This is a genomic window from Cochleicola gelatinilyticus (genome assembly GCF_001637325.1).
Taxonomy (GTDB): domain Bacteria; phylum Bacteroidota; class Bacteroidia; order Flavobacteriales; family Flavobacteriaceae; genus Cochleicola; species Cochleicola gelatinilyticus.
In genome coordinates this window covers 45,068-61,925 of the sequence record NZ_LRXL01000049.1, presented here as the reverse complement: position 1 = coordinate 61,925, position 16,858 = coordinate 45,068, and the positions used below count along the sequence as shown (strand labels likewise).

At 33.2% G+C, this 16,858-nt stretch carries 18 protein-coding genes; all 18 read left to right on the top strand.

Features of this window, described 5'->3' with window-relative positions; genetic code table 11:
• The first annotated feature begins 3 nt into the window (after positions 1-3).
• Entirely contained in the window at positions 4-954 is a 951-nt protein-coding gene (locus ULVI_RS12620) for a GNAT family N-acetyltransferase (protein WP_068593159.1), read from the top strand.
• A 2-nt stretch (positions 955-956) separates the two neighbouring features.
• Positions 957-1,733, top strand: a complete 777-nt coding sequence (locus tag ULVI_RS12615) for a polysaccharide deacetylase family protein (protein ID WP_157632625.1) — start codon at positions 957-959, stop codon at positions 1,731-1,733.
• Positions 1,724-2,731 (top strand): glycosyltransferase, encoded by a 1,008-nt coding sequence (locus ULVI_RS12610; protein ID WP_068593157.1) that lies wholly within the window; start codon positions 1,724-1,726, stop codon positions 2,729-2,731. Before ULVI_RS12615 ends, ULVI_RS12610 begins: the two co-directional genes overlap by 10 nt.
• A gap of 71 nt (positions 2,732-2,802) precedes the next feature.
• The gene (locus ULVI_RS12605; protein WP_068593156.1) at positions 2,803-3,558 is read left to right on the top strand and encodes a hypothetical protein; all 756 of its coding nucleotides are present in this window, start codon (positions 2,803-2,805) and stop codon (positions 3,556-3,558) included.
• Positions 3,548-4,189, top strand: coding sequence for a hypothetical protein (locus ULVI_RS12600; RefSeq protein ID WP_068593155.1), 642 nt, complete (start codon positions 3,548-3,550; stop codon positions 4,187-4,189). Before ULVI_RS12605 ends, ULVI_RS12600 begins: the two co-directional genes overlap by 11 nt.
• Positions 4,186-4,893 carry a sulfotransferase family 2 domain-containing protein gene (locus tag ULVI_RS12595; protein WP_068593154.1) on the top strand — a complete coding sequence of 236 codons (708 nt, stop codon included), beginning with the start codon at positions 4,186-4,188 and terminating at the stop codon, positions 4,891-4,893. The genes ULVI_RS12600 and ULVI_RS12595 overlap by 4 nt, the downstream gene beginning before the upstream one ends.
• Before the next feature lie 9 nt (positions 4,894-4,902).
• The gene (locus ULVI_RS12590; RefSeq protein ID WP_068593153.1) at positions 4,903-5,589 is read left to right on the top strand and encodes a hypothetical protein; all 687 of its coding nucleotides are present in this window, start codon (positions 4,903-4,905) and stop codon (positions 5,587-5,589) included.
• 32 nt (positions 5,590-5,621) lie between these two features.
• Positions 5,622-7,121 (top strand): polysaccharide biosynthesis protein, encoded by a 1,500-nt coding sequence (locus ULVI_RS12585; protein ID WP_068593152.1) that lies wholly within the window; start codon positions 5,622-5,624, stop codon positions 7,119-7,121.
• Positions 7,122-8,138 carry a glycosyltransferase gene (locus ULVI_RS12580; RefSeq protein ID WP_068593151.1) on the top strand — a complete coding sequence of 339 codons (1,017 nt, stop codon included), beginning with the start codon at positions 7,122-7,124 and terminating at the stop codon, positions 8,136-8,138.
• A gap of 42 nt (positions 8,139-8,180) precedes the next feature.
• On the top strand, positions 8,181-9,275 hold the full coding sequence (locus ULVI_RS12575; RefSeq protein WP_068593150.1) for a glycosyltransferase: 1,095 nt from the start codon (positions 8,181-8,183) through the stop codon (positions 9,273-9,275).
• Entirely contained in the window at positions 9,272-10,282 is a 1,011-nt protein-coding gene (locus tag ULVI_RS12570) for a polysaccharide biosynthesis protein (RefSeq protein WP_068593149.1), read from the top strand. Before ULVI_RS12575 ends, ULVI_RS12570 begins: the two co-directional genes overlap by 4 nt.
• An 85-nt stretch (positions 10,283-10,367) precedes the next feature.
• A complete protein-coding gene (locus tag ULVI_RS12565; protein ID WP_157632624.1) occupies positions 10,368-10,721 on the top strand; it encodes a cupin domain-containing protein in 354 nt (117 codons plus the stop codon).
• Positions 10,714-11,835 (top strand): polysaccharide biosynthesis C-terminal domain-containing protein, encoded by a 1,122-nt coding sequence (locus tag ULVI_RS12560; RefSeq protein WP_068593147.1) that lies wholly within the window; start codon positions 10,714-10,716, stop codon positions 11,833-11,835. The genes ULVI_RS12565 and ULVI_RS12560 overlap by 8 nt, the downstream gene beginning before the upstream one ends.
• 60 nt (positions 11,836-11,895) lie before the next feature.
• Positions 11,896-13,032: a non-hydrolyzing UDP-N-acetylglucosamine 2-epimerase gene (gene wecB / locus ULVI_RS12555; protein WP_068593146.1), complete on the top strand. Its 1,137-nt coding sequence runs from the start codon at positions 11,896-11,898 to the stop codon at positions 13,030-13,032.
• A gap of 1 nt (position 13,033) precedes the next feature.
• The gene (locus ULVI_RS12550) at positions 13,034-14,257 is read left to right on the top strand and encodes a glycosyltransferase family 4 protein (RefSeq protein ID WP_068593145.1); all 1,224 of its coding nucleotides are present in this window, start codon (positions 13,034-13,036) and stop codon (positions 14,255-14,257) included.
• Entirely contained in the window at positions 14,254-15,120 is an 867-nt protein-coding gene (locus ULVI_RS12545; RefSeq protein WP_068593144.1) for a sulfotransferase family protein, read from the top strand. Before ULVI_RS12550 ends, ULVI_RS12545 begins: the two co-directional genes overlap by 4 nt.
• Positions 15,121-15,133: 13 nt before the next feature.
• Positions 15,134-15,706, top strand: coding sequence for a sugar transferase (locus ULVI_RS12540; RefSeq protein ID WP_317039843.1), 573 nt, complete (start codon positions 15,134-15,136; stop codon positions 15,704-15,706).
• Positions 15,707-15,708: 2 nt separating this feature from the next.
• Positions 15,709-16,842: a DegT/DnrJ/EryC1/StrS family aminotransferase gene (locus tag ULVI_RS12535; RefSeq protein ID WP_068593143.1), complete on the top strand. Its 1,134-nt coding sequence runs from the start codon at positions 15,709-15,711 to the stop codon at positions 16,840-16,842.
• The last annotated feature ends 16 nt before the right edge of the window (positions 16,843-16,858 follow it).

Below are 16,858 nucleotides of genomic sequence, written 5' to 3'. Positions count from 1 at the left end.
TTTATGGCTTACTTTCTATTTAATTATGATGACCATCACCATCTTATACCTAGTTTTTTAGAAGCTGCTGCGAATGCATACGGTAACCCCGTTTTATGTAAAGAATGGTTTTCTTGGAAATATACTGCAAATCCGTATGGTGATCCTATAATCTATTGCGCAGTTGATAATGATGAAATTGTTGGATGGGTCTCCTATGGTCGTCAAAATTTTTTAATTAATAAGAAAGTATATCATGGAGCGATGTCTTTCGATACTTTTGTGGCGCCATCACATCAAGGGCAAGGTATTTTCAGTAAATTAGTAAAACTTGTAGAAGCAGAATTAAAAGAGCAAAATATTGCTTTTGCAATAAATTTTCCTAATAGTAATAGTTTACCTGGCTTTCTAAAAAGAAATTGGAAACAACTGGATATTGTTGAATACTGGGTAAAACCAAAAAATATCGTGGCAATGCCTAAGATTGTAAAGAACATTCGAAATACTTTTGTTCCGCTCTCTTCAAACTATGAAGAAATTAAGAAAGCGATCCCTTCTAATTTTAACCAGAATCCCGTTGGTACGCTAGAATCTCAAGTGACTTACGATTATTTAAAATGGCGCTTTTTCACACATCCTAACGCAGCGTATATAGTTATAGATAATGAATATTTATTTTCAATTGCAAGAATTGGAAAACGAGGAGCTATGCAGGAAATTCAGATAATTTTAGTTCACTGGAAATTAAATGAGAAAAGTATTTCTAGGCTTATACGGGATTATAAGAAGAAAGTTGCTTTCGATTTAATTGGATTTTCCATTTCTAAAAACAATCCTCTAAGAAAAGAATTAAAAAAACAACTATTCATTAAAGTACCAACACAGGTGAACGTTTGCTATAAAATTTTTAATGAATCTCTAAACATTGATGTTTCAACTATTAGTTTATCAGCCATTAATTATCATACGTATTAATTTTGAGAGCAATTCTAAGAAATATTTTTTTAAACACGATGGGTTCTATAAAGAAGCCGGAACCAGGAGTTCATATAATTAATAGTCATTACGTAACTCCAAATTTAGTTGGTCATGATGATTACCAGATATTCGAAAATTTTTTGAAACATCTTGACGCTTCCTGTACACTGATCTCACTTGAAGAAGCAACTCAAATGATAGTCGATAAGATCCCTGCAAAGAAAACCTCTTATGTGGCTTTTACTTTCGATGATGGATTTGAAGAATGCTATCATGTAATCGCTCCACTTCTTGAAAAATACAATACCACTGGCGCATTTTTTATCAATGCTAATTTTGTAGAATCTGATGATGTTTACAGAACCGCTTTTAACGATCGCATTCGAATCGACACCAAAACCCCGATGAATTGGAGTCAAATAAAAGAACTTCACGAAAGAGGGCATGTTATAGGTTCTCATACTATGGATCATTACAATCTAGCAGATTTAAATGAAGAAGAGTTGCATTTTCAAATCCAAGAAAATAAAAGCATCTTAGAAAAAAAGCTAGAATATTCTTGTGATTATTTTGCTTGGACATATGGAAAATTAATTCATTTCCCACAGCATGCCTTAGATATCGCACAAAAATTTCATCCTTATATTTTTAGTGGAACCAATTACAAAAAGTATTTCTCGTATGGTACTAGCGTAATTAATCGCAGGCATCTCGAGCCATATTGGCCTAAAAATCATCTTAATTATTTTCTCTCAATAAAAAAAACATGGTCTTAATAGATTCGCTATTTATAAATACCAGTGGAGGTAAAATCTTATTAGATTATCTGGTTCGGCAAATTGAAGAAGCAGAGATCGATTGTTTTTATTTATTTGACGCTAGATGCAAGGACTCTTATACGAATGTACCACCCAATCGAAAAATCTATCTAAAAGCTTCTATGCTCAACCGATACCGATTTTACAAAAAGAGGAAAGGTTCTTTTACAAAAATATTATGCTTCGGAAATTTACCGCCGATTACAAAACAAAAAGCAATCACATACACTTATTTTCATCAGTTTTTATTTATCGAATTGCCAACCTCAATTACGGGTGTTGCCCGCGCCAAATTTCTTCTAAAAAAGAAGGTCTTTAAACTTTTAATAAAAAACACAGACTTTTTTGTATTGCAAACCGATTTTATAAAAAATAAATTTATAAATGAGTTTAATGTAACCGAGGATGAAGTAAAGTTACTTCCTTTTTACCCACCTCTCCCTAATGGAACTAACGTTGCCAAAGAAGCACATACCTATATCTATGTAAGTGGGGGAGCGGTTCATAAAAACCACCAAATTTTAATTAACGCCTTTTCTGAATTTTATGAAAAAAGAAATGTTGGTAAGCTTGTCCTAACTGTTGCTCCTTCCTACCAAAAAGTGTATTCGCAAATTGCAAGGGCGCAGTCTAAAGGAATTCCCATAATAAATTTAGGATATGTCTCTCGTGAGGAATTAGTAGAAGAGTACTTACGTGCTACTTATTTAATATTTCCATCGTTAAAAGAAAGCTTTGGTCTGGGATTAATTGAGGGAATTGAAAAGGATTGTAAAATAATTGCAGCAGACCTTCCATATACTTATGAAGTGTGTGAACCTTCTTTAGTATTCGATCCATATTCTCAAGAAAGCCTTCTTCATGCATTAGAAAAAAGTCTTGACGAAAATATAAAGCAGACACAGCCTTTAATTTCAAATGAAATACATAAATTGATTTCGATACTTTCAGAATAAAATTAACTTCTTGCTTAGTTTATTTATAACTGAACCTCTACATTTGAGATAGAATTTTTCAAATACGAAGAATGAAGAAGTACTTACTAACATCTATTGGCCGAACCGCCACTTTAAGTTTAGCTACTTATCTTGATAGTCTCGATGGAGTACAAAGCTTTCATGAAAAGGAGAAAAGTGATGTTCCCATTCTATTTCTTTCTCAGTTATCGGAATACTCATTGTTCGTTACTAATTATTTTACACAACGAAATGCTTCTATAGAAAATAAAGAAAACTCAGTTTATATTGAAGTGAATCCATATTTTCGATTTTTAAGCCCATCTTTACTGGAACCCCTAGATTGGCAGAAAATCTTTTTAATACGTCATCCAAAAACTTATCTTGAAAGTGTTTTTCAAAGAAAACTTTATACTGAAAATGACGTATTATTAAACCAAATACCCAACAATACTGACCCTGCAATAAAAAACTGGCCTCACTGGACACGGTTTCAAAAACTTTGCTGGTATTATATGAAAGTTCATGATCATATTTTAAGCTCGAACACTAAGTTTTTTAAATTTGAAGAGATCACGACAGATTCAACTTCCTTAAAGCAACTTCTTCAAGCTCTTTCCATAGATGTTACTAGTGTCACAAATTTCACACTCCCCAAAGTAAATAAGGCTGCTGACAACGCCATAAAAAATAAACTTAGAGAAGCAGTAAAAGGTAATTTTAAGTCATCTAAAAAGTTAGTTTGGAGTGATTTATCGAAGGAAGAACTTGCTACCTATGAAAATCTTTGTAAACCCATCGCAGAAAAAATAGGGTATGTTTTATAGCAAATGGTGGATCTATACTAATATATATTTAAAATGGGTTCGTAAACAACAACTCGAAAAGTACCTGCAACAAATAAAAGATGGAGAGAAACCTCTGTTTATACATATTAACCGTACCGCGGGATCGTCTATTGCAAATGCATTGCAAATTACTGAGGCACATTATACGCTAGCTGAATATGAAACTTTGTATAAAAATAAATTTAAAACTTCACTACCTTTAGATATCGAACTTATTTCGAGTATAAGAAACCCATACGATAAAGTTGTTTCTGAATATTTTTATAGAAAAAAAACAAATCAAAATAATATAAATACACTGTCATTTGCAGATTGGGTAGTAGAGGCATATCAAAAAAAAAATCCAAAATATAGAGATCGAGAAATTATGTTTCTACCTCAAGTATTTTGGCTTCGAGGTTATGAGAAATACAATTTGAAATTAATTAGGTATGAAAATCTTGAATATGATTACAAAAAGCTCATTTTACCCAACAGTAGAAGAAAGCTACCATGGAAAAAGAAAACAGAAAGAAAACCTATAAAAGAGTATTATACAAAAGAGATTAAAGCGATTATCTATAATGAATTTCGAAAGGATTTTGATATTTTTAAATACCCCAAAGAATGATCATAAAAGAATACAAAGCACTATTTGTTCACGTGCCCAAAACTGCAGGTCAAAGTATTGAAGATTTTTTTTTATCATCTTTAGGGCATAATAGAAAAGAACATGGGGCATCGTATTTATTGCGTCCGAAAACAAAATTTGAAGAAGGCCCTAAGCGTTTAGCACACCTTACAATAAACCAATATGTTGACTATTCTTATATCACTGAGAAGGCATTTGGCACCTATTTTACTTTTGCTATAGTAAGAAATCCGTGGGATCGAATCATCTCGTTTTATAAATATCGAGGTTTTGCCAATTTGGTGTCATTCGAAAAATTTGTGATTTCATATCTTCCTCTTTATATAAAAAATGAACATTGGTTTTTTAGGCCTCAAGCCGATTTTATTTTTAATGAACAAAATGAACTTCGCATTGATTATATGGGCCGCTTTGAAAAGCTTGAATTCGCTTTAAGTGTGATTGCCTCTAAAATAAACATTGATTTTAAAGAATTACCTAGAAGTAATAGTTCAAAAACGGAAAGTATATTGTCAAGTAAAAGTGTTCACTTATTAAGGAAACACCCTGAGGTTTTGTTCCAAATTAATAGAAAAGATTCTAAAAATAAAATAAGCTATCGTGATTATTACTCTAAAAAAAGTAAAGCAATCATAGACAACATTTATAAGCGTGATATAGATCTTTTAGAATACACTTTTTAATGAATATACATGATAATTTCCTTTAAACATAAATTTATATACATTAAAACTCGTAAAACGGCAGGTACTTCAATTGAAATTGCTCTTAGCAGTATTTGCGGTGATTCAGATATAATTACTCCTTTAAATGATGAAGATGAGCAATTACGCTTAAGAGCTACGGGGCGATCTGCTCAGAATTTTAAAGTATCATTAATAAGTTATTCCTTTAAAGATATCATTAGATCTTTAAAATATTTAAAACGAAAAGTATTTTATAATCATATGCCCGCATCAGAAATAAAAAGACACGTAGATGCTGTGACTTGGAATACTTTTTATAAGTTCGGATTTGAACGTGACCCAATTTTTAAGGCTATCTCACATTATTCGTATAGAAATGGAAAAATAAAGTACACTAATTTTGAAGATTATTTAAACTCAGGAGACATTAATAAGATAAAAGGGACTTTCTTTTATACAAATGTAAATGGTGAAATTCTAGTAGATAAAATATACAAATTAGAAGAATTAGAATTAGCTTTCCAAGATTTAGCAGATTGTTTTTCATTAACTGATGGGCAACTAAAATCTCCTACTATTCACGCTAAAAAAGGAAACTGGGAAAGAGAAATTATTCCTGAAGAAATTAGAAAAACATATGGTGACAAAATAAAGGAGATATTTGCGTTTGAATACAGCCATTTATACCGCTAATTAATTATTTGGGATCCATTAACTAAAACTAAGTGCTTAAAAAATTATATAAATCATATAGATATAAGGCGTTACAAATAATAGTACTTTTATTACACTCTTTATTTTTAATCCCATTACTTTTAAATTTTTGGGATTTGAAAGTTTATGGAAAATGGATTGCAATCTACTCTTTTTTTAATATAATTCAAGTATTTGAATTTAGTCATGCTCAGTTTGTAGGCAATGAGTTTAATCGTCTGGCTCATGTAAATAGAGTGAGAGCAAAAGAAGTTCTGGGCTCTGCGATTCGTGTAAATTTAGTAATTCAGATTTTACAGTTAGCCCTAGTATTATTATTTCTATATACAGGCTTGTTAGGTTTCTTTTTCGACGACAATATTGGTGTTGGTAACGTAGCAATTATTCTTATCATTTTATTTTTTTATCGATTTATTATTGGCTCATTTCGTGGAATAATTGTAAAAATTTTAAATCCATTTGGTCTAATTTATAAATCATTCCAATTTGCATTGGTTGAAAAGGTTTTAGAATTTTTTATACTTGTTATTGCTGCAGCCTCTGGAATATCCCTAATAGAGTTAGCAATTTTTTGGGTATGCGTAAAATCGGTATATTCAGCTATTATTATTTATCAACTCAAAACAATCATTCCCCAGTATTTTCCTTGGTGGAAACATGGTTCTTTCAAAGAGGGAGTTCTAAATATTTTAAAAGCATCTTATTTGGTAGGAAGTAATTTCTCAGACCGAATTATGAATGATGGTTTAAATTTAATAGTTTCTGCGTTCGTCGGAACTACATTTTTGCCGCTTTTCTCTGCAACAAAAACGATTGTAAACTTTGGTTTAAAAGTATCAGAATTTATTTTAGGACCTATTGAGCCTGAGATGATTGGTTTGTCCATTAAAAAGAGAGCTGTTAAAATATTAGACATATTTAAGGCATATTGGTTGATTACAGGTTCTATATTGATTGTTTTTTATACCATTGGATTGTTTTTGCTAGATGATTTTTTTATGATTTGGACTAATGGAAAATTAGTTTTTAATGAATTGTTGTTCGGAGCTCTTTCAATCATTTTTCTAATTCACAATTTTGCTGAAGTAATTATTAGATATTTTGTTGCTATGAACAAATTAAAAATTGTGCTGTCAACATCATTATTGAGAATAGGTATACTTGTGACAGTGCTTTATTTTAGTGATAAAAACCTTTCAAGCATATTATTAGCTTTAATTTTATCCGAATTTATAATTGCTTCCTTATATATTCCATATAAAATATTCAACGATTTTCATTTTCAAACAAGAGATAAAATAACTGTTTATATAAATTTATTCAGTATTATTTGGCTTAGTATTATGTTTTATTTTAAGCAAGAGGGTAAGCCCCTTTGGATACTTCTTATATTATTTATACCAGTAGTTATAATATTGCGTTGGCAGTACCTTTCTATTTCTAAGAACACGAAAAATCTATTTTTACGTGGTTTTAGAAAGTTGACTATCTTTGGTCTGAAACTAAAGTAGATGCGTGAATACAACTTGTTATATATCTATAGAAAGCGGAATCCGGGAAATTATAGCATTGAGCGTATTTATAATAAAATATCGCAGCAATTAGAAACAGCGGAGCGTTTCCCTTTTAATTTGAAGCGCTATACGCTAAGGAAACAATTTGATTTTGGTAGTTTTTTATATCATTTTTTAACATCCCTTTTTTCAAAAAAAAAAGTAGTACATATTACAGGTGCCTCTAACTATATGGTGATGGCATTTCCTTTTCAAACTCGAGTTTTTACATTACATGATCTAATTCGTTACAAAAAAATAAAGGGAATAAGAGGGTATTTATACGACTTGTTTTTTGTAAAGCTTCCAATAAAATATAGCCATTATATAATAGTCGTTTCTAAAAAAACAAGAGAGGAATTACTAAAGAATTTTCCAAATAGTGAGCGTAAAATAGACTTGATCTATAACCCTTTAATTATTCCGAAACAAATAATTAAACGAACCCCAAGAGAGATCACAAAAAACAATCCATTTAAAATTCTCCAAATCGGACAAAAAAACAACAAGAATTTTGAAAGGTTAATTTTAGCTACAAAATCGTTAGATGTTGAATATACATTTATACATTCAAATCCCGATAAAATTACCGCTTTATGTCATAAATATGAAATTATAAACCGGTCTGTAATCTTAACTAATATAAACGATGAAGAATTGTACAAGCAATACGCATTTCATGACGTTCTATATTTCGCATCTACGGCTGAGGGTTTTGGAATGCCTATAATTGAAGCTCAAGCACACGGCTTACCTGTAATTACCTCAAATTGCTCGCCAATGGACGAAATAGGAAAAGGGGCAATTTTAGTAGATCCATTAAATGTTGAAAGTATTACTGAAGGATTTATAAAATTATACAATCCCGTACTTGTAAGGAAAGTTGTCGCAACAGGTTTAGAAAATAGCAGAAACTTTAATGTCGATAAAATTGTAAGCATTTATATTTCCTTTTATAGCAAACTAATAAGGTAATCTCATCGTAAATTTGTAACATTGCGCCACTAATATCCAACTTTGATTGTAATTCTTGCGCCATATTTTTTACCTGCAGTTGAGCCAGGAGGACCTATAAAATCTATTTCTGGTGTTAGCGAAATTCTTCGTGATAATTTTAGGCATCAAATTATTACTAGAAATACAGATTTTAGCGGACAATTATTAGATAAAAATACATTAGAAAAAGGGGTGTCCTACGTTTCATACGTTTCTCCCTTTCAACTTTACAGAGAATTTAAAAAGGCCAAATTAATTTGGCTGAACTCCCTTTACAGCATTCCATTTTCATTTTTGCCAATTCTTGTGCTTTGTCTTTTCAGAAATAAAAAAGTACTTATATCTCCAAGAGGACAATTGTTAAAGGGGGCTATTTCTCCTTTTAAGAAAAAATATTTATGGGTTTATAAGTTTATTATTCTTAGCGCAAGAAATAATGTTACTATCCATTATACACATGAAGATGAAAAAACAAATTCTGACTCAATTTTTAAAAATTTTAATAGCCAGGTTTTTTTAAATCCAATAACTGAAATTTTTAAATTAAAACCTAAAATTCATAGAAGCGCTTCTAAAGACTTTACAATTGGTTTTTTCGGCCGCGTGGTGAAAAAAAAGAATATTTCATTTATTATTTCATTGTTGCCATTCTTAACTAAGAACACAACTTTTCATGTTCATGGATTTATAGAAGATAAAAAATATTGGAAGCATTGTGAAAAATTAATCCAAGAATTAAAACTTACTGAACGAGTTATTTTCTTCGGAACCTATAGTAGAGCAGATTTTAATAAAAAAGTAGATGATGTAGATTTGGTTGTTATACCTTCTTTTTCTGAAAATTTTTGTCATGTTTTTTTTGAAGCAATCAGCATGATGAGAATAGTAGTGTCCAGTGATGGGCTGCCTTGGAAAGATGTAAACAAAATAGTTCCAAATACGTTACTACCGTTAGAGGAACAGCTTTGGGTTAAACGGATTAAACAAATTCAAAATATGACTGTGGCAGATTATGCTTCAGAAGTGGATGAATTACAAAAGTACTGTAGTAAAACGAAACAATATGTTTCAGAAGATATTTTAGTTAATTTTAAAGATTTAATGAGGGAGCAATGAAAATTAAAGACAAAACATTACTTATCACAGGAGGAACTGGTTCTTTTGGAGGAGCTGTATTAAATAGATTCTTAAACTCCGATCACTTTAAGGAGATTCGTATCTTTTCTAGAGATGAAAAAAAGCAGGACGATATGCGCACCAGCCTTAAAAATGATAAACTTCGATTTTATATTGGAGATGTGCGTGATTTTGATAGCATTAACCGGGCTATGAGAGGTGTAGATTACGTGTTTCATGCTGCTGCATTAAAACAAGTTCCTTCATGCGAATTTTTTCCTTTAGAAGCTACAAGAACCAACGTATTTGGTACGCAGAATGTAATCGATGCCGCAGCAAACAATCATGTGAAAAAAGTAATTTGTTTAAGTACCGATAAAGCAGCGTATCCCATAAATGCAATGGGAATTTCTAAAGCACTTATGGAGAAAGTGGCTGTTGCTGCTTCTCGAAACCTTAATGAAACTACCGTTTGTCTTACGCGATATGGAAACGTAATGGCTTCCAGAGGATCTGTAATTCCTTTGTTTTTAAATCAGATTAATAACAAAGAAGCACTTACTGTTACAGATCCAAACATGACACGTTTTTTAATGTCTTTGGAAGATGCTGTCGAACTTGTATTGTTTGCTTTTGAAAACGGAAATTCAGGTGATCTGTTTGTAAATAAAGCACCTGCAGGAACTATTGGAGATCTTGCTCAAGCACTGCTGGAACTTTCAAAAGCAGATAATGAAATCAAGGTAATTGGTACACGACATGGTGAAAAGCTTTATGAAACGCTCTGTACAAGAGAAGAAATGATAAAAGCGGAAGATATGGGGGAGTTCTATAGAATTCCTGCCGATAACCGCGATTTGAATTATGCTCAGTATTTTTCTGAAGGAGAAGTTGATATGAGCACTATTGAAGATTACCATTCGCACAATACAGAACAGTTGGGAGTAGAAGGAATGAAGAAATTACTGTTAGGACTTCCTATCGTACAGGAACATATTAAAGGATAGCGTTATTTTACTACAACCCCGAATTATTGAAGGTGGTATCCATATCGATGAACGTGGAAGTTTACGGTATATAAATAGTTTCGATATGTCTTCTGTTAAAAGGATGTATGTAACTACCAATAAAACGACCGAACAGGTAAGAGCATGGATGGCACATCGGGTTGAATCACGGTGGTTATCCTGCAGCTTTGGTGCTTTTGAAGTTCAAATAATACCGGTGATAGACTGGGAGAAACCTGTAGCTTCAGAAAGACGTTTAACATTTACATTAACTTTCGAAACGCCTCAAGTATTGTATATTCCGCCAGGATATGCCATTGGTTTTAAAGCTTCCGTAGAAAAATCCATAATGCTTATTTTTTCTGATTACAGCATGGGAGAAATTGAAGATAATTACAAATTTAGTGTTGAAAATTTTAAAGATTGGAAATATGATTAAAGTAGGAATTACAGGACAGTCGGGATTTATGGGGATGCATTTGTACAATTATTTGGGAACAAAATCCGAAGAAATTGAAAGAATTCCTTTCGACAAGGCGTACTTTACTGAAACTGAACTGTTAGAGAGTTTTGTGGTTTCTTGTGATGTGATCGTTCATATAGCTGCCATGAACAGACATAAAGATGAACAGGTTATTTACGATACGAATACACACCTTGTTGAGCAATTAATAACTGCCTGCGAGAAAACTGGAGCAACCCCTAAAATTATATTTTCATCGTCTACACAAGAAGCGCGTGATAATTTATATGGTAAATCGAAGCGTGATGGGAGAAAAGCCCTTGAACAATGGGCAGCAAAGAGTAATGCAAGTGTTATTTCTTTGCTTATACCTAATGTGTTCGGTCCTTTTGGTAAGCCTTATTATAATTCGGTGGTAGCAACTTTTTGCCATCAACTTAATCATGATGAAACTCCGGAAATTCATAACGATGGAACTGTTAATTTAATTTATATTAACGAACTTTCCGAAGTAATTTATAACCATATAGTTGCTACCGATAGTTCAAAAACAGAACTTATCTCTGTAGAATATACTGCTTCTAAAAAAGTCTCAGAAATTCTAAATTTATTAGTTAATTTTAAAGCTAACTATGTAGATAACGGAGTAGTGCCGGATCTTTCCGATAAATTTGAGAAAAGTCTATTCAATACGTTTACCAGTTACATTCCTAAAGATTATTTTCCCAGAAAATTTACTAAACATACCGATGACCGTGGTGCTTTTGTAGAAATTATGCGTGCCAATACCGCCGGACAATCATCTTTCTCAACAACGGTTCCCGGAATTACCAGAGGGAATCATTACCATACCCGAAAAGTAGAACGATTTGCTGTAATTAGCGGGAAGGCGAAAATACAATTGCGAAAGATCAATACCAGTGAAGTCTTTGAGTACGACCTGGATGGCGATGAACCAGCTTACGTAGATATGCCGATCTGGTATACACATAACATTAAAAACACAGGAGATACCGAACTTATTACTTTATTTTGGATCAATGAACCCTTTGATTCCGAAGATCCTGATACCTATTTCGAAGTGGTATAAATACCATTATGATTTGCCACTTTAAAACATTACTTTTGCAGCCTTAAACAGAAGGTTCTTATGAAAAAACTTAAAGTGGTTACGGTTGTAGGTACACGACCTGAAATTATTCGCTTGGCTTGTGTTATGCAAGCATTAGACAAAAATGAAGCCATCGAACATGTTTTGGTTCATACGGGTCAAAACTATGACTACGAACTTAATGAGATCTTTTTCGATGACCTTGAGATTCGTAAACCTGATTTTTTCTTAGAGGCAGCAGGTAAAAATGCTACCGAGACTGTAGGAAACATTTTAATTAAGATAGATCCTATTTTAGAATCTGAAAATCCTGATGCTTTTTTAGTGCTAGGAGATACAAATTCTTGTTTATGTGCCATTCCTGCGAAAAAAAGAAAAATTCCTATCTTTCATATGGAGGCAGGAAACCGTTGTTTTGATCAACGTGTACCCGAAGAAACTAATAGAAAGATTGTAGATCATATTTCCGACATCAATTTAACATATAGCACTATTGCGCGCGAGTATTTGCTTCGAGAAGGCTTATCACCAGACCGAGTGATTAAAACGGGAAGTCCGATGTTTGAAGTACTAAATAAATTCATGCATAAGATTGAAGGTTCCGATGTATTATCCAGATTGGGACTTAAAAAGCATAAATATTTTGTAGTTTCTGCACACAGGGAAGAAAATATTAGTAGCGATGCCAATTTTGAAGGGCTTATCGATTCTTTAAATGAGATAGCCAACAAGTATGAGTATCCTGTGATTGTTTCCACGCATCCTAGAACACGTAATATGCTGGATGCGAAAAAAGTACAGGTGCATAAAAACATTCAGTTTTTGAAACCCCTTGGTTTTTCAGATTATAATGCACTGCAAATGCATTCGTACGCAGTACTTTCTGATAGTGGTACTATCTCAGAAGAATCATCTATTCTTAATTTTTGGGCATTAAATATTAGAGACGCACATGAACGCCCTGAGGCCATGGAAGAAGCTTCAGTAATGATGACCGGACTTAAGCCAGAACGTATCATGCAGGCATTATCAGCCTTAAAAATGCAACAAAGAAACCCGGAAAGAAATTTCAGACCAGTGTACGATTACAGCATGCCAAATGTTTCAGAAAAAATGGTGCGTATTATACTTTCGTATACAGATTATGTGAATCGAGTAGTTTGGTCAAAACACTAACATGAAGATACTACTTGTAAAACAACTATTTAATCCCGAACCAACGGCGAAAAGCCTTGATTTTGCTAAAGAATTGCAAAGAAGAGGGCATGAAGTAGAGGTGCTCACAGGGTTTCCGTCGTATCCATTAGGACGCATTTACGATGGTTATAAACAACAGCTTTATAAAAGAGAGGTCATGGATGGGGTTTCATTAATTCGTGTTCCTATTTATCCAGACCATAGTGCCTCGGGTTTTAAACGGTTTTTGCATTATTTTTCATATGGTATATCTGCTTCATTCATTGGACTGTGGTTAGTTAAGAAACCCGATGTATGTTTTGTTTACCAAGGAGCAATTCCGGCAGCTATCCCTGCCATTATTCTTAAAAAGCTGAGAGGAATTCCTTTCTTATACGATATAAATGATCTTTGGCCAGAAACTGTTGCCACTTCTGGAATGTTGAAGAATAAATGGGCACTAAAATTAATCAATGCTTGGTGTCATTTTAACTATCGAAATGCGGCTTTTATTACCGTAGCAACCCCTGGCTTTAAGAAGAATCTTTTAGCAAAAGGAGTACCTTCAGAAAAAATGGAAATTGTTTCTAACTGGAGCCGTGATGTAATTTCTGAAGCTGTTCTAGACAAAACTAGTAGCGACAGCTATTTCAAAGAAAATAAGATTAATATTTTGTACGCCGGAAATTTGGGAATTGTACAGTCACTAACCACGATTTTAACGACTGCGAAAATTCTTCAAGAAGAAGGAAATACAAGAATTCAATTTATATTTTTAGGTGGTGGGGCCGATGAAGAGAGACTAAAACAAGCTGCGATAGATTGGAACTTACATAATGTATCGTTTATTCCAAGAGTAGTATCGAGTGAGGTTACTAAGTACTTAAATGCAGCCGATTTTCTATTGGTGCATCTAAAAAAGGATGACCTTTTTAAAATTACCATTCCCTCAAAGATCCTTGCTTATCTAAAATCTGGAAAACCCATATTAATGGGACTAGAAGGAGACTCGAAGGCAATTCTCGATGAAGCCAGAGCTGGATATACGTTCGAACCAGATAATCCTGAAGCTCTTAAAAGAGTAGTACAAGAAATGAGTGCTTTATCGAAAGAAGAAATTGCAAATATGGGTATAAATGGTAAAAGATATTATACAGATAACCTTTCGTTAATTTCTAGCGTAGATAAGCTCGAAAAGAATTTTATAAAGATTAAGAAGAAATGATGAAAAACACACCAATTATTATAATTGGATCGGGACGTTCTGGTACAAATATGCTTCGAGATATTATTACTTCTATCGATGGATTTGAGACTTGGGATTGCGATGAGATCAATCCTATTTGGCGTTATGGAAATCGTGAATATCCTACCGATGAACTGCCTGTTGAAAATGCAACTCCACGAGTCAAAAAATTTATAAGAAGTAAATTTGAGCAATTACAAAAAAACACTAAAGCTGAATATGTTGTTGAAAAGACCTGCGCTAATTCACTAAGATTAAATTATGTATATGAGATTTTTCCAGATGCTAAATACGTGATTATAAATAGAGATGGTCGCGATGTGGTTCCTAGTGCTATGAAACGTTGGGTGTCTAGTTTCGAGTTGTCTTATACATTGAAGAAGTTACGATATGTTCCACTAAAAGACCTATTCTATTACGTGAGCCGCTTTGGAATGAATCGTGTAAAAAAGATTTTTTCGAAAGAAGCGAGTCTTTCTTTTTGGGGACCTTTATATCAAGGTATAGATAAGGATGTTGCATCCCTGACTTTGATGGAAGTGTGTGCAAACCAGTGGAAACATTGTGCTGAAAATACGTTACAACATCGGAAAATGATTTCGAAAGATCAGATCTTTGACATTACTTATGAATCTTTTGTGGCGCGTCCTGAAGAAGAAATGAAACGTTTATTAGGCTTTTTTGGTACGTCACTTTCAGAAGATAAAATTAAAGAATTGGTGACTAATGTTTCCACTAAAAGTGTGGGGTCTCATAAAAAGAAATTTTCAGAAGAAGAATTAGCAACCTTAGAGCAAATTACGTTACCAACCCTTAAAAAACTTGGATACCAAGGTGAGTAGTTCTAATAAAATATTGAAACGTGCGTTTGACGTTGTAGTATCTTTTATCGGATTGCTTTGTACAGGCTGGATTATTATTATAACAGCCATACTTGCGAGGATGGATACAAAACTTAGCGGATTTTTTAAACAGAAAAGAGTGGGACAACATGGTGCCATTTTTGAAGTTTATAAACTACGAAGTATGAAACATGTTGAAGGAGTAACTACTACAGTCTCAACAGATAATGATCCAAGAATAACACGGTTAGGTAGATTTTGGCGAAAATCTAAATTAGATGAATTGCCACAATTAATTAATGTATTTATGGGGGACATGAGTTTTGTTGGACCTAGACCCGACGTACCTGGGTTTGCAGATAGGTTAGAAGGGGAGGATAGAATTTTATTAACTATTAAACCGGGAATTACTGGACCTGCTTCTATATATTTTAAAGATGAAGAAGCATTATTAGCTGCACAGAATAATCCGGAACGTTATAACAGAGAAGTAATTTGGCCTAAAAAGGTTGAGTTGAACAAAGCATATATTAACAATTACAGCATTTTTAAGGATATAGAATATATTTTTAAAACAATTTTTTAGACATGAACGAAAAAATCTGGTTGTCATCACCCCATATGGGAGGTACAGAACAAAAATATGTTAACGAAGCTTTTGATACGAATTGGGTTGCTCCTTTAGGGCCCAATGTAAATGGTTTTGAAAAAGACTTAGAAACCTATCTTGGTCATGATTCTCATGTTGCCTGTGTTACAACCGGTACCGCTGCGATACATTTGGCACTCATAATTGCTGGTGTTGAAAGAGGAGATGATGTACTTTGCCAAACCTTTACTTTTTGTGGGTCGGCCAATCCCATAGCATATGTAGGCGCTACTCCTGTTTTTATTGATAGTGAAGAAGACACTTGGAATATGTCACCGGAATTATTAGAAGAGGCCATTTTAAGTGGTATTGCTAATGGTAAAAAGCCAAAAGCGGTATTAGCAGTTCATTTATATGGGATGCCCGCTCGAATAGCTGAAATTGAAGCAATTTGTAAAAAACATGGTGTTTTTTTAATTGAAGATGCAGCTGAAGCACTTGGCTCTACTTACAAAGGAAAGAAATGCGGTACTTTTGGAGATCTTTCAATACTTTCATTTAACGGAAATAAGATCATTACCACTTCTGGCGGAGGTGCTTTAGTGTGTCGTGATGCGGAAACAAAATCGAGGGCTATTTTTCTAGCTACTCAAGCAAGGGACGAAGCACCACACTATCAGCATTCAGAAATTGGACATAATTACAGGATGAGCAATATTGTTGCGGGTATTGGTAGAGGACAAATGGAAGTGTTGGATGCGCATGTCGCACTTCGTCAAAAAAATAATGATTTTTACAAAGAAGTTTTCTCAACAATCGAAGAAGTTTCTATTTTTGAAGAACCTAATTCAGACTTTATTAGCAATCATTGGTTATCGGCAATCACATTTAATTCTGAAAATATGAACCGAAACAGAGAAAAATTACGTATATTCCTACTAAATTTGAACATTGAAAGTAGGCCCTTGTGGAAACCGATGCATATGCAGCCGGTTTTTTCTGGTGCAAAAACCTTTGGTGGCACGGTTTCTGAATCTCTTTTTGAAAGAGGTCTTTGTCTGCCTTCAGGTTCTAATTTAACAACTTCACAAAAAAGTAGTATCGAAAAAGCCATTAAGAACTATTTTAGTTAAGATCCCCTCTTGTTAA

Coding starts and splice junctions, on each gene's coding strand:
- ULVI_RS12605 (WP_068593156.1), top strand. CDS start 2,803: ATGAAGAAGTACTTACTAACATCTATTGGCCGAACCGCCACTTTAAGT.
- ULVI_RS12620 (WP_068593159.1), top strand. CDS start 4: ATGGCTTACTTTCTATTTAATTATGATGACCATCACCATCTTATACCT.
- ULVI_RS12595 (WP_068593154.1), top strand. CDS start 4,186: ATGATCATAAAAGAATACAAAGCACTATTTGTTCACGTGCCCAAAACT.
- ULVI_RS12565 (WP_157632624.1), top strand. CDS start 10,368: ATGTCTTCTGTTAAAAGGATGTATGTAACTACCAATAAAACGACCGAA.
- ULVI_RS12580 (WP_068593151.1), top strand. CDS start 7,122: ATGCGTGAATACAACTTGTTATATATCTATAGAAAGCGGAATCCGGGA.
- ULVI_RS12570 (WP_068593149.1), top strand. CDS start 9,272: ATGAAAATTAAAGACAAAACATTACTTATCACAGGAGGAACTGGTTCT.
- ULVI_RS12600 (WP_068593155.1), top strand. CDS start 3,548: ATGTTTTATAGCAAATGGTGGATCTATACTAATATATATTTAAAATGG.
- ULVI_RS12550 (WP_068593145.1), top strand. CDS start 13,034: ATGAAGATACTACTTGTAAAACAACTATTTAATCCCGAACCAACGGCG.
- wecB (WP_068593146.1), top strand. CDS start 11,896: ATGAAAAAACTTAAAGTGGTTACGGTTGTAGGTACACGACCTGAAATT.
- ULVI_RS12610 (WP_068593157.1), top strand. CDS start 1,724: ATGGTCTTAATAGATTCGCTATTTATAAATACCAGTGGAGGTAAAATC.
- ULVI_RS12535 (WP_068593143.1), top strand. CDS start 15,709: ATGAACGAAAAAATCTGGTTGTCATCACCCCATATGGGAGGTACAGAA.
- ULVI_RS12545 (WP_068593144.1), top strand. CDS start 14,254: ATGATGAAAAACACACCAATTATTATAATTGGATCGGGACGTTCTGGT.
- ULVI_RS12590 (WP_068593153.1), top strand. CDS start 4,903: ATGATAATTTCCTTTAAACATAAATTTATATACATTAAAACTCGTAAA.
- ULVI_RS12560 (WP_068593147.1), top strand. CDS start 10,714: ATGATTAAAGTAGGAATTACAGGACAGTCGGGATTTATGGGGATGCAT.